Source organism: Fulvivirga marina (assembly GCF_016775155.1).
Lineage (GTDB): Bacteria > Bacteroidota > Bacteroidia > Cytophagales > Cyclobacteriaceae > Fulvivirga > Fulvivirga marina.
On record NZ_JAEUGD010000002.1, the window covers coordinates 46,271 to 63,588 of the forward strand.

15 protein-coding genes are annotated in these 17,318 nt (G+C 39.6%); 8 read left to right on the forward strand and 7 right to left on the reverse strand.

The genetic code is table 11. From position 1 onward, the window contains the following. Positions 1–73 precede the first annotated feature (73 nt). The 6 genes from JMN32_RS01005 (at position 74) to JMN32_RS01030 (ending at position 6,929) form a co-directional block, all read left to right on the forward strand. Positions 74–703: a sterol desaturase family protein gene (locus tag JMN32_RS01005; RefSeq protein ID WP_202854408.1), complete on the forward strand. Its 630-nt coding sequence runs from the start codon at positions 74–76 to the stop codon at positions 701–703. A 493-nt stretch (positions 704–1,196) separates the two neighbouring features. Further along, positions 1,197–2,294, forward strand: a complete 1,098-nt coding sequence (locus JMN32_RS01010; RefSeq protein WP_202854409.1) for a vWA domain-containing protein — start codon at positions 1,197–1,199, stop codon at positions 2,292–2,294. 22 nt (positions 2,295–2,316) lie between these two features. After that, positions 2,317–3,819, forward strand: a complete 1,503-nt coding sequence (locus JMN32_RS01015) for a sigma 54-interacting transcriptional regulator (RefSeq protein WP_202854410.1) — start codon at positions 2,317–2,319, stop codon at positions 3,817–3,819. A 5-nt stretch (positions 3,820–3,824) separates the two neighbouring features. Next, complete coding sequence (locus JMN32_RS01020; protein WP_202854411.1) at positions 3,825–4,472, forward strand: AlbA family DNA-binding domain-containing protein; 648 nt, start codon at positions 3,825–3,827, stop codon at positions 4,470–4,472. Between the two features lie 138 nt (positions 4,473–4,610). Continuing rightward, on the forward strand, positions 4,611–5,951 hold the full coding sequence (locus tag JMN32_RS01025; protein WP_202854412.1) for a PhoH family protein: 1,341 nt from the start codon (positions 4,611–4,613) through the stop codon (positions 5,949–5,951). A 147-nt stretch (positions 5,952–6,098) separates the two neighbouring features. After that, complete coding sequence (locus tag JMN32_RS01030; protein WP_202854413.1) at positions 6,099–6,929, forward strand: DUF3298 and DUF4163 domain-containing protein; 831 nt, start codon at positions 6,099–6,101, stop codon at positions 6,927–6,929. A gap of 102 nt (positions 6,930–7,031) precedes the next feature. Here the strand turns inward: JMN32_RS01030 and sucD are convergent, their stop codons facing one another. The 4 genes from sucD to JMN32_RS01050 all read right to left on the reverse strand — a co-directional run bounded on the left by sucD (position 7,032) and on the right by JMN32_RS01050 (position 9,997). Then, a complete protein-coding gene (gene sucD / locus JMN32_RS01035; RefSeq protein ID WP_202854414.1) occupies positions 7,032–7,907 on the reverse strand; it encodes a succinate--CoA ligase subunit alpha in 876 nt (291 codons plus the stop codon). Between the two features lie 352 nt (positions 7,908–8,259). Beyond that, complete coding sequence (locus tag JMN32_RS01040) at positions 8,260–8,865, reverse strand: superoxide dismutase (protein ID WP_238354301.1); 606 nt, start codon at positions 8,863–8,865, stop codon at positions 8,260–8,262. A 125-nt stretch (positions 8,866–8,990) separates the two neighbouring features. Further along, the gene (locus JMN32_RS01045) at positions 8,991–9,440 is read right to left on the reverse strand and encodes a nucleoside deaminase (protein WP_202854415.1); all 450 of its coding nucleotides are present in this window, start codon (positions 9,438–9,440) and stop codon (positions 8,991–8,993) included. Continuing rightward, on the reverse strand, positions 9,440–9,997 hold the full coding sequence (locus JMN32_RS01050) for a hypothetical protein (protein ID WP_202854416.1): 558 nt from the start codon (positions 9,995–9,997) through the stop codon (positions 9,440–9,442). The genes JMN32_RS01045 and JMN32_RS01050 overlap by 1 nt, the downstream gene beginning before the upstream one ends. Positions 9,998–10,082: 85 nt before the next feature. Between JMN32_RS01050 and aspS the strand changes: the two genes are divergently transcribed. Continuing rightward, complete coding sequence (gene aspS / locus JMN32_RS01055) at positions 10,083–11,828, forward strand: aspartate--tRNA ligase (protein WP_202854417.1); 1,746 nt, start codon at positions 10,083–10,085, stop codon at positions 11,826–11,828. Between the two features lie 88 nt (positions 11,829–11,916). Here aspS and JMN32_RS01060 read toward each other — a convergent pair whose 3' ends face one another. After that, a complete protein-coding gene (locus JMN32_RS01060; protein ID WP_202854418.1) occupies positions 11,917–13,020 on the reverse strand; it encodes a fatty acid desaturase family protein in 1,104 nt (367 codons plus the stop codon). Between the two features lie 424 nt (positions 13,021–13,444). Continuing rightward, positions 13,445–14,173 (reverse strand): pyridoxamine 5'-phosphate oxidase family protein, encoded by a 729-nt coding sequence (locus tag JMN32_RS01065; RefSeq protein ID WP_202854419.1) that lies wholly within the window; start codon positions 14,171–14,173, stop codon positions 13,445–13,447. A gap of 86 nt (positions 14,174–14,259) precedes the next feature. Between JMN32_RS01065 and pdxR the strand changes: the two genes are divergently transcribed. Next, entirely contained in the window at positions 14,260–15,726 is a 1,467-nt protein-coding gene (gene pdxR / locus JMN32_RS01070) for a MocR-like pyridoxine biosynthesis transcription factor PdxR (RefSeq protein ID WP_202854420.1), read from the forward strand. Here pdxR and dnaA read toward each other — a convergent pair. Next, complete coding sequence (dnaA, locus tag JMN32_RS01075; protein ID WP_202854421.1) at positions 15,707–17,125, reverse strand: chromosomal replication initiator protein DnaA; 1,419 nt, start codon at positions 17,123–17,125, stop codon at positions 15,707–15,709. The two genes, pdxR and dnaA, sit on opposite strands and share 20 nt — an antisense overlap. Positions 17,126–17,318: the final 193 nt, after the last annotated feature.

Here is a 17,318-nt window from a genome sequence, read left to right on the forward strand (position 1 = left end):
AAATTACATTACAAACTCTATTAAAAAAGATTTCAATAATTTAATTTTGACCAAAATTTTAGATCTTAAACAGATGTCTCAACCAGCAACTAAAAATAAACCAAGTAACAAGGGTACCACTACTTTATTTAAGAACCCCATCATCGAGAAGTTGTCCAGGACACACATATCTATACCCATCACTTTGTTTACACTATACTCGGGTGGGCTGCTTTATTGGAGTGTAGTCAATACGGACCTATCTGCGGGAGTAACCGTACTCTTATTTTTAATAGGGCTACTGACATTCACACTGGTTGAATACCTCATGCACCGCTATTTATTCCACATGGCCACCTACACCAAGCTAAGGGAAAAAATACAGTATAACTTTCATGGTGTTCACCACGATTTCCCCAGAGATAAAGACAGGCTGGCAATGCCTCCATTGGTAAGCATTACGATTGCGACTATATTACTATTTGTCTTTCGACTTATCATGGGTGATTTTGTTTTCGGTTTCTTACCCGGATTTTTGATCGGATATGCTTCATACTTATTTGTTCACTATATAGTACATGCATACCAACCTCCTAAAAATATCTTCAAAACATTATGGGTGCATCACGGTATACATCACTACAAAGACCCTGAAAGAGCATTTGGAGTATCTTCACCACTTTGGGATTACATCTTCCATACTATGCCTTTGAAGAGTAAATAGTAATACTTAAAAAATTAAAAAGCGGCTTCAATATATATTGAAGCCGCTTTTTAATTTTCCCGAGCTTTTCAAATACCTAATTCAACAAACGCTTTCTTATATATTTATCTATAACATAAATCCCATAAGCAGGTGAATAAATAGACGTATTCGGAACGGAAATATTATATTCTTTCTTCAGCTATTTCACTGCTTTTTTCCTTTTCCAGAGCCTTTGTATAGGTAGGGCAGGTTAAACTTGAACACGCTGAAGATAATAAGCCGGACACCATAATAAGTACTAAACATTTTTTCATATAAATTCCTTTTAATCAGTTAATCCCTTCTTTCACAAGTATAAAATAATTTTACAAAAATTGCGCTAAAGAATCCTTACCTAATTTTCTTCGTTAGACGTAAAAGAAGTATTTCAAATAAAAAAACAGGTGTTGAAACAGAACTGACACTATATTGGTTTTAATCCTGAGGTTTATTAATTATTTTCCCACTACTAATGTTAGGACATCGATTTACAGAATACATTCCCAACCCGAAACAAGAAGGGTCAGATTTCGACAAACTGCTGGACATATTTTTGCAGTTGGTCGTCATTACAGCGGGAGATGTCTCTGAAGCCCTTGCCTGGCTTAACAACCTTATCAATCAATATAATCTATCGAGCGGAGGCTATGGCATGGGGGATTTCATAGAAGACCTGAAAGGCAAGGGTTATATCAGTGACCAAACCCCTGATGGTAAATTTGAAATCACGGCAAAAAGCGAGCAACAAATACGAACCAGCGCGCTGGAAGAGATTTTCGGAAAGCTAAAAAAGTCTCGGAAGGGGGACCACCGTACCAACTTTGGCGGACTTGGAGACGAACCAACCACAGATAAGCGTGAATATCAGTTTGGGGATACCCTGGAACAACTATCCATGACAGACTCATTGCGGAACGCCCAGATCAACCATGGACTGGACAATTTTATGATGACAGAGCATGATCTAGAAGTCGTTGAAAATGAATACAAAACCCAAACATCGACGGTTTTAATGATTGACATCTCCCACTCAATGATACTTTATGGAGAAGATAGAATCACTCCCGCTAAAAAAGTGGCTATGGCACTGGCTGAGCTGATTACAAAGAAATACCCTAAAGACACGCTTGATATTATAGTTTTTGGTAACGATGCATGGCAAATAGAGATCAAGGACCTCCCCTACTTGCAGGTTGGCCCATATCATACCAATACAGTAGCTGGACTTGAACTTTCCATGGACTTACTGAGAAGACGAAAAAATGCCAATAAGCAAATTTTTATGATCACTGATGGCAAACCAACATGTCTGAAACAGGGAATAAAATACTATAAAAATAGTTTTGGATTAGACCCTAAAATCATTAACAAAACATTAAATCTCGCCAAGCAGTGTCATAAACTAAAAATTCCAGTCACCACTTTTATGATCGCTTCTGATCCTTATTTAAAACAATTTGTAAGAGAGTTCACCCAAGTCAATCATGGTAATGCGTATTATAGCAGCCTTAAAGGGCTTGGTGATCTGGTATTTGAAGACTACCGAAGAAATAGAAGAAAGAAATTTTAACACGTTATAGCAGACTGATAAAATGACTCAACCCAATGAAATTAAAACACTTGGAGCATTAAAAAGCTCCGGGTATCAAAGTCGCTCCGTAAAACAGGAGCTACGTGATAATCTCATTAAAAAAATAAAAACGAAGGAAAACGTATTCTCGGGTATTTGGGGTTACGAAGAAACAGTCATCCCTGACCTTGAGCGTGCCATTCTGTCTATGCACGACATCAACCTCCTGGGCCTTAGAGGTCAGGCAAAAACCAGAATGGCCAGAATGATGATCAACCTGCTGGATGAATATATCCCTGTAATTTCCGGTTCTGAGCTAAATGATGATCCTTTCCACCCTATTTCCCGGTATGGCATCGACATCATTGAAGAAAAGAGGGATGACACACCAATATCCTGGTTACATCGTAATGAAAGGTACTCAGAAAAGCTGGCAACACCCGATGTATCCATTGCCGATCTGATAGGAGATGTTGATCCCATCAAAGCGGCTACTTTAAAGCTGCCCTACTCCGATGAACGCGTTATACATTTTGGGTTGATCCCAAGATCTCACAGAGGTATCTTTGTGATCAACGAACTTCCAGATTTACAAGCGCGGATACAAGTAGCCCTTTTCAATATTCTTCAGGAAGGAGACATCCAGATTAGAGGTTTTAAAGTACGCCTTCCTCTGGATATACAGTTTGTATTCACCGCCAACCCAGAAGATTATACTAATCGTGGAAGCATTGTAACTCCTCTCAAGGATAGGATTGACAGCCAGATCATCACACACTACCCTAAAGACCTGAAGATATCCAGAAAGATAACTGAACAAGAGGCTAGTATAAAAAGTGAACAAAAAGAAACAGTATATATAAATGATATTGCCAAAGACCTTATAGAACAAATTGCTTTCGAAGCTAGAAACAGTGAGTATGTAGATGCAAAAAGTGGTGTATCAGCCCGACTAACTATATCTGCCTACGAAAACCTAATGAGTGCTGCTGAAAGGCGAGCATTATATAATGGAGGAACAACCAGTGTCAGGGTTTCTGATCTCTATGGGGTAATACCTTCCATAACGGGAAAAGTAGAACTGGTATACGAAGGTGAGCAGGAAGGTCCTGGTATAGTGGCTCACAACCTGGTAGGCAAAGCTATCCGCACCCAGTTCGCACACTTCTTCCCTAATCCCGAAAAAATCAGAAAACAGAAAGAAGCCAATCCATACAAAGAGATTACAGACTGGTTTGGAGATGAGCACACACTAGACCTTTTGAATGACTTTAGCAATGAAGAGTACAACAAAACGCTAAGCGCAGTCCCTGGATTAAAAAAACTGATTGATACGTTCCATAAAGATGCAGACAGCAATTCAAAGCTTTTCCTGATGGAATTTGCCCTACATGGTCTTGCCGAATATAGTATGTTAAGCAAGCACCAGCTTACCCAAGGATTGCAGTTCAAAGACTTGCTCAGCGGTATGTTTACAATGTCAGAACCAGATAATGATGATTCTGCTTCAGATGATCAATATTAACATGAATGGAATTTAGTGATATAAAGAGGTTGGTAGCCGGTGGCGAAACAGAAACCGTTGAATTTAAAAGGAAAGCGGCTCACCCTGAAAAGATTGTAAAAGAGCTGGTTGCATTTGCTAACACAAGAGGTGGGTATCTGCTTATTGGGGTAAATGATGATAGTACTATCCCAGGACTAAAATTCCCTGAAGATGATGCCTATGCGCTTGATGAAGCTATAAAAAAATATTGCAAGCCTTCCCTGAAAGTAAGGAAAGAGATCGTACCTATATCCGAAAAGCGTTCCGTTGTTTTATATCATGTCCCTTCAGGTAAAAAAAAGCCCTACTATGTAATTACAGACTTTAAAACAAAATGGGGGCAGGCTTTTGTACGAATAGATGATAAAAGTATAAAAGCCAGCAAGGAGGTTCGCGAAATTTTAAAAAGAAGCAATAAAAACAAAGGAGTAAAATTTAACTATGGGGAAAAAGAAAGGATACTAATAGATTACCTTGACAAGAACAAAAGTATTACATTAGATCAGTTTAAGAAGCTTGCGCAGCTTAACACATACAAAGCTTCCAAAACATTGGTTTTGCTTGTGCTGGCTAATGTCTTATCCATCAAACCCAGCGACAAAGACGATTTATACAGCTTAAAACCCGCGTAAGATTAATACTAAAATAATAGGAAAAGATGAGATATAATTTACCTTTATAATCAACTAAAAACTTTTTAAAAATCTTCTTCCCGGTAAGTAAAAGTTCGCTATTTTTAATAAGTATGGTTCTTTAAATTTCTTTGGTGTATGGCTCAAGCGCAGAAAAATGAAAAGAAAATTTTTGTCCTGGATACCTCGGTAATTATTTTCGAACATAACTCAATTATGAACTTCGCAGAACATGACGTGGGCATACCTATCACTGTTCTGGAAGAGCTCGATCAATTTAAAAAGGGTAATGATACCAAAAACTTCGAAGCCCGAGAATTCATCAGGCTAATAGATAACCTGGCCCAAGGTCAAATGCTCCAAAACTGGAACCCTCTTAATGGGAAGACCAAGGGAAAGTTTAAAGTATTGATGCACGCCAAGAGTAAGATTGATGCCAACGAAGTATTCGATGAAGAAAAGGCCGATCACCGGATATTAAACTCCGCTCTTCAGCTTCAACAGGAAGCAAAAGGAAAAAAGGTCATACTGGTATCGAAAGATATTAACCTAAGGTTAAAGGCCAAATCCCTCGGTTTACCTGCAGAGGATTACAATACAGGAAAAGTAAAAAATGTAAGCTCTCTGTACACAGGTAAAATGGTCTATGACCGGGTCAACCCAGAAAAAATCAATGAGCTTTATGAAAAAGGGAGTTGCAATGCCAGCGAGATATTGGGCACTAAAAAGGTGCACAAAAACGGATACTACATCCTAAAAAGTGGAAAAAAATCTATACTATCATATTACAACCCGATTCATGATTGCATCGAGCATGTCGAAAAAAGATCCGCTTATGGTATAAAACCACGCAATGCAGAACAAACCTTTGCTATTCACGCTATTCTTAACCCCCACATTAAACTGGTAACCATGCAGGGTGTGGCAGGGACTGGTAAAACGCTGATAGCACTGGCAGCGGCACTTGAACAAAAGCGCGATTTTAAGCAGATATATCTTGCACGCCCAATTGTACCGTTAAGCAACAAAGACATCGGTTATCTGCCTGGCGATATTAAGTCAAAGCTAAACCCCTATATGGAACCACTTTGGGACAACCTCAAGTTTATCCAAAATCAATATCACGAATCAGATAAGGAATACTCAAAACTAACTGAGATGGTGAACCTGGAAAAACTTGTTATCACTCCGCTGGCATACATCAGGGGGCGAAGCTTATCCAACATTTGTTTTATTGTTGATGAAGCTCAAAACCTTACCCCACATGAAGTTAAGACTATTATAACACGAGCAGGTGAAAATACCAAGATCATATTTACAGGTGATATATATCAAATAGATACACCATACCTGGACTCTCAAAGTAATGGTTTATCATACCTCATTGATAGGGTTAAGAACCATGATCTTTATGCTCATATAGCCCTGGAAAAAGGAGAAAGGTCTGAACTTGCCAACCTTGCCAATGAGCTTTTATAAAGTACTATAAAATAATATCATATGGTTTTACAAGTAAGCCTTCGGGCTTACTTTATTATTTTATATCTTCCATGCAAAAATGAGCACTGCTCAATTTATAAGCCCCGACCTGTAAAGTAAAATCAGTAAAATACAATCTTCTAATTCATGAAAACTACTCACCTGCTTCCTCTACTATTATTGGCTATAACATTAACAAACTGTGACATCAAAACCACCCAAGAAACCTTGGGTACTGAAGCTACAGATACCGTAACAGAAAGAGCATCATTATATTATGAATTCACATCTTTTATAAAAAAATACGGAGATTGCAAAACAGATACGTCGGTACATTGCACTCGAATCAATTTAAATTATCCCATATTTAAATCAGAACAGCGTCCAGAACTCACTAACCGAATCAACAATGAAACCCAAGAGGCCGTTTTGCAATTGGTTTTCCCTGATACCGCAGAGAATAAAAGCCTTGAACTGTTTGCTGATAGGTTCATAAGTGACTACAAAGAAATTAAAGAGGCCTTTGGGGAAGCCTTCGGCTGGTATGCCAACCTGGATGGCAAAGTTTTGAGAAATGACAGCCTGATAGTATCATTAGAACTAGCTGCTGACATGTATACCGGCGGTGCTCATGGCAGCTATTATCTACAATACCTCAACTTCGACGTAAAAACTGGTAACAAATTAGCTTTTGAATCATTATTCGTCCCCAATTTTGGAGATAAGCTTAATGACATAGTAGAGCTCGAATTCAGAAAAAAGTATGACATAAAACCGAATCAGGACCTTAGTGATGAAGGTTTTCAATTCGAAAATGGCAAGTATTACAACGACAACAACTTTGCCTTGCTACCCGAAGGCATTAAATTTTACTATAACAGTTATGAAATAGCTCCATACTCCAAAGGTCCTTCTGAGATATTAGTGAAGTATACCGATCTGAAAGGACTGTTAAAAGAAAACCTGATGGTTATGTAAACCCTGAAACCTGGACATGACGGAGAGTTTGAAACTATTTCAGATTGAAAATAAAAAAAGCCAGAAGTAGTTCCGGCTTTTCATTTATGGTATAATATCTAATTACTTATTCAGGGCTTTCAACATGGTTTCTCCAATATCTGCAGGCGACTCAACCACATGAATACCACATTCGCTCATAATCTTCATTTTCGCAGCAGCAGTATCATCTGCTCCTCCAATAATTGCACCGGCGTGGCCCATTCTCTTTCCTTTAGGAGCAGTTTGCCCGGCAATGAAACCTACCACAGGCTTAGGATTACCTTGCTCTTTAATCCATCTGGCAGCTTCAGCCTCATAGTTACCACCAATTTCACCAATCATAACAATGGCTTCCGTATCAGGATCATTCATAAGCATTTCAACAGCCTGCTTGGTAGATGTACCGATAATTGGGTCACCACCAATACCAATAGCCGTAGAGATACCTAACCCTGCTTTTACTACCTGGTCAGCAGCCTCATAAGTTAATGTACCTGACTTTGATACTACGCCTACCTTACCTGACTTAAATACGAAGCCAGGCATGATACCGACCTTCGCTTCCCCTGGAGTAATAACTCCTGGACAGTTAGGTCCTACAAGCACAACATCTTTATCCTTGATGTATTCTTTTGCCATCATCATATCTTTGGTTGGAATACCTTCTGTAATGGCAATGATAACTTTAATACCTGCGTCAGCTGCTTCCATAATTGCATCGGCTGCAAAAGCCGGTGGCACGAATATGATAGACACATCAGCACCTGCCTTTTCAACTGCCTCTTTTACGGTGTTGAAAACCGGTTTATCTAGGTGAGTCTGTCCTCCTTTACCCGGAGTAACACCACCTACTACATTTGTGCCGTACTCTATCATTTGCCCGGCATGAAAAGTACCTTCAGAGCCCGTAAAACCCTGAACTATTACTTTTGAATCTTTATTTACTAGAACGCTCATGAATCGTGGATTAAAATTTGTGCAAAAATATAATATTATATGGCTTTACCAAAGTTAAAGCCGCACGCAACACGCAATTAACATCCAATAAAGAGTGCAAGATCGTACGCATAGTGTACGCTTTCGTAACACATCTGGAAGCTATACAGTCTCAAACCTCTAAAAACAAAGCATTTAATCATTTGGCACAACTATTGGAACAATGAAATCAAAGGTCAAAGCCTGTCGTATGAACATCATAGGACAGGCGCTCAAAATAAAGCAACAATAGTTTTTTAGTTTTCAAGTTAATGTAATAAAAAAGGAGCCACCTCAATTAGAAGTGGCTCCTTTTTAACTCTTAAGCAGATCCTTACTTAGCGCTGGCGTATCTTTTTGATACCTCATCCCAGTTTATTACGTTCCAGAAAGCTGCGATATAATCAGGTCTTTTGTTTTGATAGTTCAGGTAGTAAGCATGTTCCCAAACATCAAGCCCTAAAATAGGCGTGCCTCCACAGCCAACAGATGGCATCAGCGGGTTATCCTGGTTAGGTGAAGAGCAAACCTCTACTTTACCACCTTCAAGCACACATAGCCATGCCCACCCAGAACCAAATCTGGTAGCAGCAGCATTAGAAAACTCCTCTTTAAATTTATCAAATGAACCATAAGCAGCATCGATAGCCTCAGCCAGTTCTCCAGAAGGTTTACCTCCACCATTTGGAGACATAACAGTCCAGAAAAGGTTGTGATTGTAGTAACCTCCACCATTATTTCTAACTGCAGTATTATCTGCATGGTTAGCCAATATATCCTCTATGGACTTACCTTCCATGTCAGTACCTTTGATAGCATCGTTTAACTTGCTAGTATAGGCTGCATGGTGCTTTCCATGATGGATTTCCATGGTACGAGCATCAATATGTGGTTCTAATGCATCGTGTGCATAGGGTAAATCAGGTAATTCGAAAGCCATAATTTTATTAGGTTTTTAGTTAAACATTTCTTTTTACTTGGTCTTATGACCAAAGATACACAGCACGGGTTAACTACAAAATCGAATCAGTTAACTTATGTTTATCGCCATATTTAATTTATCTATCATTGCCTTAATCCCTTAAAGAAATCAGTCACCAACAAGGCCGCCTCTTCAGCAAAAGGCCCTCTGCTAACTTTAGTTTTGGGATGGATCATGGCCGGATTTATCACCGTGTAACCTCTTTTTTCATCAGCTGCAGCATAAATCAGTTTACCCAACTGAGCCCAATACAACGCCCCGGCGCACATACCACAAGGCTCCAAAGTAACATAAAGCGAACAATCAGAAAGGTATTTTGTTCCAAGGTAATTACCTGCAGCAGTTAAAGCTAGCATTTCCGCGTGTGCTGTAGAGTCACTCAGTCTTTCAGTCTGATTGTAAGCTCTGGCAATGATACGATTATCAGCCACTACTACTGCTCCAACAGGAATCTCCCCTTCTTCTTTCGCAATCATGGCCTGCTTAAGAGCCTCTTTCATAAAATGCTCATCACTATGGATAGAAAGCACCATCAAACTCCTCCTTTAACTTTAACGCTGTTCATAATTTCAGGAGCTACCGGTTGCCATTTGTCTTTAAGCTGAATAGGACAACTGAAACTAAATACAATGGTTTTACCTTTTACAATAAGGTACTGAATATAAGTATAAGTCCTTACCGGATTTTTTTTGTCCAGTGAATACTGATCACCGTTAATCCTTGATTCAAACTCAAAAACAATATACTGCCTTTTGTTAATTGTTTTGATATCCTCCTGTATTAGGTTGACTTTATCATACAGATTAAAGAGGCTCGATTTAAAAAAACCTTTGGCCATTTCAATATCCTGCTCTCTCCATCGGGTTGCTGATATATTAACACTTAGATCAACTAGTCTGGCACTATTAGTATATGCACCGATAGGGCTCCGAACCGAAGGGTAACGTTGCGCAATATCTTCAGGCGACATAGCATAAAAATCTTGGGGTAGCTTCAAACTAATATTATCTGTAACATTAGTTTTAACCATTTTATCCTGCACTGGCCCCACCCATAGCATCAAAGACAAAAATATCATCAGTTTTGACATAACTCTTTATTGAAATTTATACCGTATCGTTTTCACTCAAAATTAATACCATTAACTTTGCGCCTCAAAATTAAAACAATTTAGCATGCTTCGAACACATACCTGCGGTGAATTAAGAATAAATGATGTCAACAATGAAGTTGTACTCTGCGGATGGGTACAACGTGTAAGGGACAAGGGCAGTGTGCTTTGGGTCGACCTCAGAGACAAATATGGTATTACCCAGCTTATTTTTGAAGAAGGAAAAACTACTGATGAGGTTTTCAAAACCGCCACCTCACTAGGACGCGAATTCGTTGTTAAAGCTACAGGAACTGTAGTTGAGCGTCTTTCGAAAAATGACAAGATCACAACCGGAGATATTGAAGTAAAAGTTTCTAACCTGGAAATTCTTAACAAATCCAAGACACCTCCATTTACCATTGAAGATGACACTGACGGAGGTGAAGATCTGCGAATGAAATATCGCTATCTGGACTTGAGAAGAAATGTGGTTAGAAACAATATGCTATTGCGTCACCGCATGATGCAGGAAACCAGAGCTTATCTAGATGGACAGAACTTTACGGAGGTAGAAACTCCAGTATTAATAAAATCAACACCAGAAGGTGCACGTGATTTCGTGGTTCCATCAAGAATGAACCAGGGAGAGTTTTATGCCCTACCTCAGTCACCACAAACGTTTAAGCAGCTTTTGATGGTATCAGGGTTCGATCGTTATTTCCAGATCGTGAAATGCTTCAGAGATGAAGACCTTAGAGCTGACCGCCAACCTGAGTTCACTCAAATAGACTGCGAAATGTCTTTTGTGGAGAGAGAAGATATTCTAAGTACCTTTGAAGGCCTCGTAAGGCACCTATTCAAAAGCGTAAAAGATATAGAAATCGGCGAAATAGATCGCATGAGCTATGATGACGCCATGAGACTGTATGGTTCAGACAAGCCTGACACTCGATTTGACATGCAGTTTGTAGGGCTCAACGAACTGGCTCAAAACAAAGGATTCAATGTATTTGATAGTGCAGAATTGGTAGTAGGCATTTGTGCCAAAGGATGTGCCGAATATACCAGAAAGCAGCTTGACGCCCTGACTGACTATGTGAAAAGACCTCAGATTGGTGCTAAAGGGCTTGTTTATGTAAAATGTAATGCTGATGGTAGCTTTAAATCATCTGTAGATAAATTTTACGGGCAGGATGACTTACAGGAGTGGGCTAACAAAATGAGTGCTTCACCTGGCGACCTGATGTTGGTATTAAGTGGAGAGACTGACCATACAAGAAAGGCCCTTAACGAATTGCGTCTGCATATGGGCAATGAGCTTGGCTTGCGCAACAAAAACGAATACAAAGTACTTTGGGTACTCAACTTCCCATTACTTGAATGGGATGAAGAAACTCAGCGCTACCATGCTATGCACCACCCTTTCACATCGCCAGTGCCTGAAGACCTGAACAAACTGGAAAGTGATCCGGGAGCTGTAAAAGCCAATGCCTATGACATGGTAATCAATGGTGTAGAAGTTGGCGGTGGCTCAATCAGAATCCATGACAAAGAGATACAGCAACGTATGTTTAAGCAACTTGGCTTTAGCGATGAAGAAGCAAAAGCTCAGTTCGGCTTCTTAATGGATGCCTTTGAATATGGCGCCCCTCCTCATGGTGGTATTGCTTACGGCTTCGACAGGCTTTGCTCATTATTCGGTGGGTCTGACTCAATAAGAGACTTCATCGCCTTCCCTAAAAATAATGCCGGACGCGATGTGATGATTGACTCACCTAGTGTAATCAGTCAAGAACAGCTAAAAGAGCTTGGGATCGACCTAAAATAAAAGCTTACATATAAAAGAAAAGCCGTTTCAAATGATTGAAACGGCTTTTCTTTTATGACAATACCTGATAGAATTCCAACAAATAAATCTATGCCTTTACAGGGTCCAATGCCACTGTTTTGTTGCTACCAAATCTTTTAAGCGTTTTATAATGCGAAGCCAGAGCGCCTAGAAATGTGGGATTAACGTGATACGGAACACCATGTTTCTGTGCTATCCTTGATACTATTTTGGAGATTTCCGGGTAATGAATATGACAAATATTGGCAAAAAGGTGATGTTCGACCTGAAAATTTAACCCTCCGCACAAAAAAGTGGCGATAGAACTTTTAGTAGAAAAGTTAGCTGTGGTTTGCATCTGATGTACTGCCCATGACTCATCCACTTTACCATCAGTATCAGGCTCTGGAAATTCCGTACCTTCCACCACATGTGCCAACTGAAATACCAGCCCCAACACAAACCCCTCAGCAAGGTGCATGGCAAAAAAGCCAATGATGAATTGCCACCATGTGATGTCAAGAACAACTAATGGTAGAACAATAAACAAGGTGTAGTACACAGCTTTGAAGAAGAACAGGTTGAAATATTCAATCTTCGGGTGGTTGCTATTATCAGTATGACCTATTTTCTTTTGAAAAAACTTAACATAGTCTTTTCTAAAAACCCACGAAAGAGACGCAAACCCATAAAGAAAAAAGGCATAAAGATGCTGATACTTCATAATTGCTTTATGATCTTCCAGAGGTGAAAGCCTTACTAACCCTGGAGCAACATCCAAATCCTCGTCATGCCCCGGGATATTGGTAAATGTATGATGCACCTGGTTGTGCGTAACCTTCCACACATAAGCATTGGCCCCGATCAAGTTAAAAGTGAGACTTAAAATATTGTTAACCTTGCCACTTGAAGAATAAGAACCATGGATGGCATCATGACAAACATTAAAACCAATAAAGGCCTGAACCATTCCCAGAAGAATTGCTAAAAACAGCATCATTGGGGCTCCAAAGCCTCCAAGTAAAATCATCAGGTAAAGAGCGACAAGCCCTCCCAAAAAAAATATGGTTTTAAAAACCATCGCACCATTTGCATTCTTGCTAATGTTATTTGTTTTAAAATAGTTTTCGACTTCCTGTTTTACTTCAGCGTAAAAGCCAGATTGTTTTCTGCCGTTAAATTTTACTTTCATATAAATCGTTTAATGTAATTTTCTGATCCTGAACAGGATCCATTTCGGCTCATTTTTAAAAGCTCCTTAGTAGCTCTAAACCTTAAATCTAACTTTATACCTGATGCAAACGAAGCTTTTATCAAACTTTCACCTGAAACTTTCAGTTTAAACTTCCTTTGTTGTGCATTACTAACTAATTAAAGTATTATTCTAATTCAATCTCACCCAATATTCGTCGCGCTTAACTTTTATTTTGAAGGACACTAATGAAATGCATGAAGAGCAGGCAGGCATTAATACCTCCCTACAACGCAGGGAGAAAAAAGGTTCAGCTGTGTGATACTAATTCAGGTTCTGCCAATGGTTATTTGCAAAATAAACAAAACCCCACCTACAGTTTCCTGCAAGCCAGGGGCTAGCGACTTGACTCTAAAGGTTTTTCTTATTTATTCCAGGCAGCGTTGCTCAATCGGTGCCCATTATCATTTCTAAAATAATCTACTAGCCTAAACCCTTGATCACTTTCAGCAAGGTAATTACGTACAGATTCCGGGGTTTTTATGTGTGGCTTTAAGAGATCATCATTTATTGGAGTTCCAACCCCCATACCTATTGGCACCACTCCTGCCCATATATCTGTCTCATAATCTTCCTTATCATCTTTAGGAGGGCCGGTTCTGATTTTTGCAGAGGCCTGCTCCATTTCGATAGCAAGCACTGTAGTCCCTTTCAACTCTTTGTCGTTTGGTGGTCTTACTTCCTTCCAGCGCCCCTCTATCAAATGTTCCGACATAACATATAAAGCATGATTCTTATCTTCCTCGGCCACCACCCGGGCGGTACCAAACACCACAACAGACCTGTAATTCATGGAATGATGAAAAGCAGACCTAGCCAATACTAACCCATCCACATGACACACCGAAAGTGTCATAGGCACCCCTTCCTCCAATTTTTTAATCATTCTACTGGTAGTTGCTCCGTGAACATACAGCTGGTTCCCTTCCCGCCCGTAAAATGTAGGGATAATCATGGGGTGACCATCAACAATAAAACTTATGTGGCACAAAAAACCGGCATCCAGGATCTCATATACTGTGGATTTTTCATAACACCCCCTATCAGGAGCTCTTTTAACTTTGTTTCTGGAAGTTACTTCAAATTGTTCCATAAGAAATTATGTTTTAGATAATGTAAAACTAATCACATCATGGAGTATCTTTAGGTGCCATTTTTAACTTATTAACGGGTCCGGTTATGTTTCCATGGAAAACAGTCATCAAACTTGACAATAGTTTAAGCACTCCTTTATACCTCCAAATTGTCAATGCAATTGTCAGAGAGATCACTAGTGGCCATCTTGCTAAAAGCACCAAAGTACCTGGCACACGTTTGATGTCCGAAACATTATCTGTAAACAGAAAGACAGTAGTACAGGCTTATGACGAGCTGATGGCTCAAGGGTGGTTTGAAGCCTTTCCTTCACGCGGCACATTTGTTTCTGGCAAGCTCCCCATTGTTGAACCTCACACCTTAGATAGACATAAAGGGGGGGAAGATGTAGCTGCAATACTGCAAATAAAATCGACGGAGTTTACAGACTATAGGAGCAAGCCTAAACATTCAATAGAAATCAACCAGGGCACCCCAGACCCCAGACTAGCTCCTATCGATTGGATATATAAAGAGTGTCGATCTCTGGCCAAAACTACCTATGGTAAAAACTTTCTGAAATATGGTGCCGCCAGAGGAGATGAGAAATTAAGAATCTCACTCAGTAGGTATCTGTCAGAAACCCGCGGTATGAATATCAACAAGGAAAACATTCTGATCACCCGCGGTAGTCAGATGGGTATATTTATGATCTTAAATGTTTTACTCAACAAAGGAGACACAGTAGTTGTAGGGCATAGCAGCTATGATTCGGCGGACTGGAGTATTAAGCATCTAGGAGGTAATCCCCTACGAATAGGTGTTGACGAATTCGGGCTAAATATAGATGAGTTGGAAAAGTTGCTTAAGACAACTAAAGTGAGCATAGTATATATCACTCCTCATCATCATTACCCCACAACGGTGACATTACCCGCTGAACGAAGGATCCAGCTTCTGGAACTTGCTCTGAAGTACAACTTTGCCATTATTGAAGACGACTACGATTATGACTTCCATTATAGTAGCAGTCCCCTGCTTCCTCTAGCCAGCCTCAATCATCACGAACATGTGATTTATATAGGTTCCTTCAGCAAGATCTTCGCCCCGGCCATCAGAATAGGTTACATTGTATCATCTCGTAGAATCATCAATGAGCTAAGTAAAATAAGAGGCATTATTGACAGGCAGGGTGACCCGGTCTTGGAGCATGTAATGGCGCTAGCCATTGAAAGCGGTGAACTACAAAGGCACTTAAAAAAAACATTGAAAATTTACCTTTCCAGAAGAGACCTGCTTTGCAAACGTCTAAACGAAAAGCTCGGGGGATTAATTGAGTACAAAGTGCCGGAAGGTGGTATGGCTCTTTGGGTTAAGTTCCTCAGTGGTTTAAAACCTGATGCTGACTACTTGGTCTCCGAGTGTCTAAAAAGAGGCCTATACCTCAATTTATGCCATGATTTTATTAACCATCAAAGTTCCATGCGTCTTGGTTTTGCCTCTGTAAATGAGCAAGAGATTGAAACCGCTATCGATATTTTAGCTGAAGTTATTAAACAGAACGCATCTTAAGCTTTTTCTTCAGCTCTTCAACAGATGCTTTGAACGAAGCATTGGTGTCCATCATATCGTTAACTGACTGTACAGCATGTATAACCGTACTGTGATCACGGCCTCCGAAATGATACCCAATGGCCTTTAAAGAGTGGTTAGTGTATTCTTTAGAAAAATACATTGCGACCTGTCTGGCTATTACAATTTCCTTTTTACGGATTTTATCTTTCAGTGAAGCCACCTCCACTTTAAAGAATTCTGCAACAGTCTTTTGAATATAATCAATACCTACTTCCGTTTCGATATCATGAACTATATTCTTCAAGGTTTGCTTCGCCAGCTCAAGGTCAATATCTACACGGTTTAATGAAGCATGCGCAATCAGAGAGATCAGCACACCTTCCAGTTCCCTGATGTTGGTATCAACACTATATGCAAGGTACTCTATAACATTTTCTGGTATATAGATACCATCAGACTGCATTTTGCGCTGGATGATCGCTACACGGGTTTCATAATCTGGTTGCTGCAAGTCAGCAGTCAACCCCCATTTAAACCTGGACAAAAGGCGCTCCTGAAGACCTTTTAAATCTCGCGGAGGACAGTCACTGGTCATCACTATCTGCTTGCCTGCCTGATGCAAGTGATTGAATATATGGAAGAATATCTCCTGCGTTCTTTCCTTTCCTGCCAAAAACTGAACATCATCGATAATCAGTATATCCACTTGCATGTAAAAGTTTTGAAACTCCTGAGCCTTATTATTTCTTAAGGCATCAATGAACTGATTGGTAAACTTTTCAGATGACACATACAGTACAAAACGATCTGAAAGATTGTTTTTAATTTCGTTACCAATAGCCTGAACAAGGTGAGTTTTACCAAGCCCCACACCTCCGTAAAGCATTAGCGGGTTAAATGAGGTAACACCAGGCTTTTGAGCTACAGCATATCCGGCAGACCTAGCCAGTCTGTTACAGTCACCTTCAATATATGAATCGAAAGTATTATTCGGGTTTAGCTGCGACTCCTGATAAAATGAATCCACCGACTTCAACTGAAACGGAGAGATGTATTCATCTTTACCACTATTGGCATTGTAATTCTTAGAAGGTGTACGGTTAGGCAGACTAACAGATAAAGGAGAAGATTTGCTATTGCCTCTATCCACAATTACAGAATACTCTAATCGAGCCTTTGGACCCATTACAGCTATAATAGCCTTTTTTAGTACATGCACATAATGCTCTTCCAACCATTCATAGAAAAATTGACTCGGAACCTGAATAGTCAAAACATCATCCGCGCATTTTAAAGGCACTATTGGCTGAAACCAAGTATTGAAACTTTGCTCCGCCACATTATCCTTGATTACCCGTAGACAATCACTCCAAACCGTTTCGCAATCAATGTGCATGTATTGTAATTCTATAAGATTGGTTAGACTCTAAACCCTCCAAGAGAAAAGGGTAACAAATTTGTAAAAAAAATCACGAACTTAAAAGCGCTCTATAACTCTATTTTTTAAAGATTTTTCACTTACTTTCTTTAGAGCAATAAAAGAATACGATTTCTTTAAAATGTATAATTGAATTAGTTACGCAGGTAAT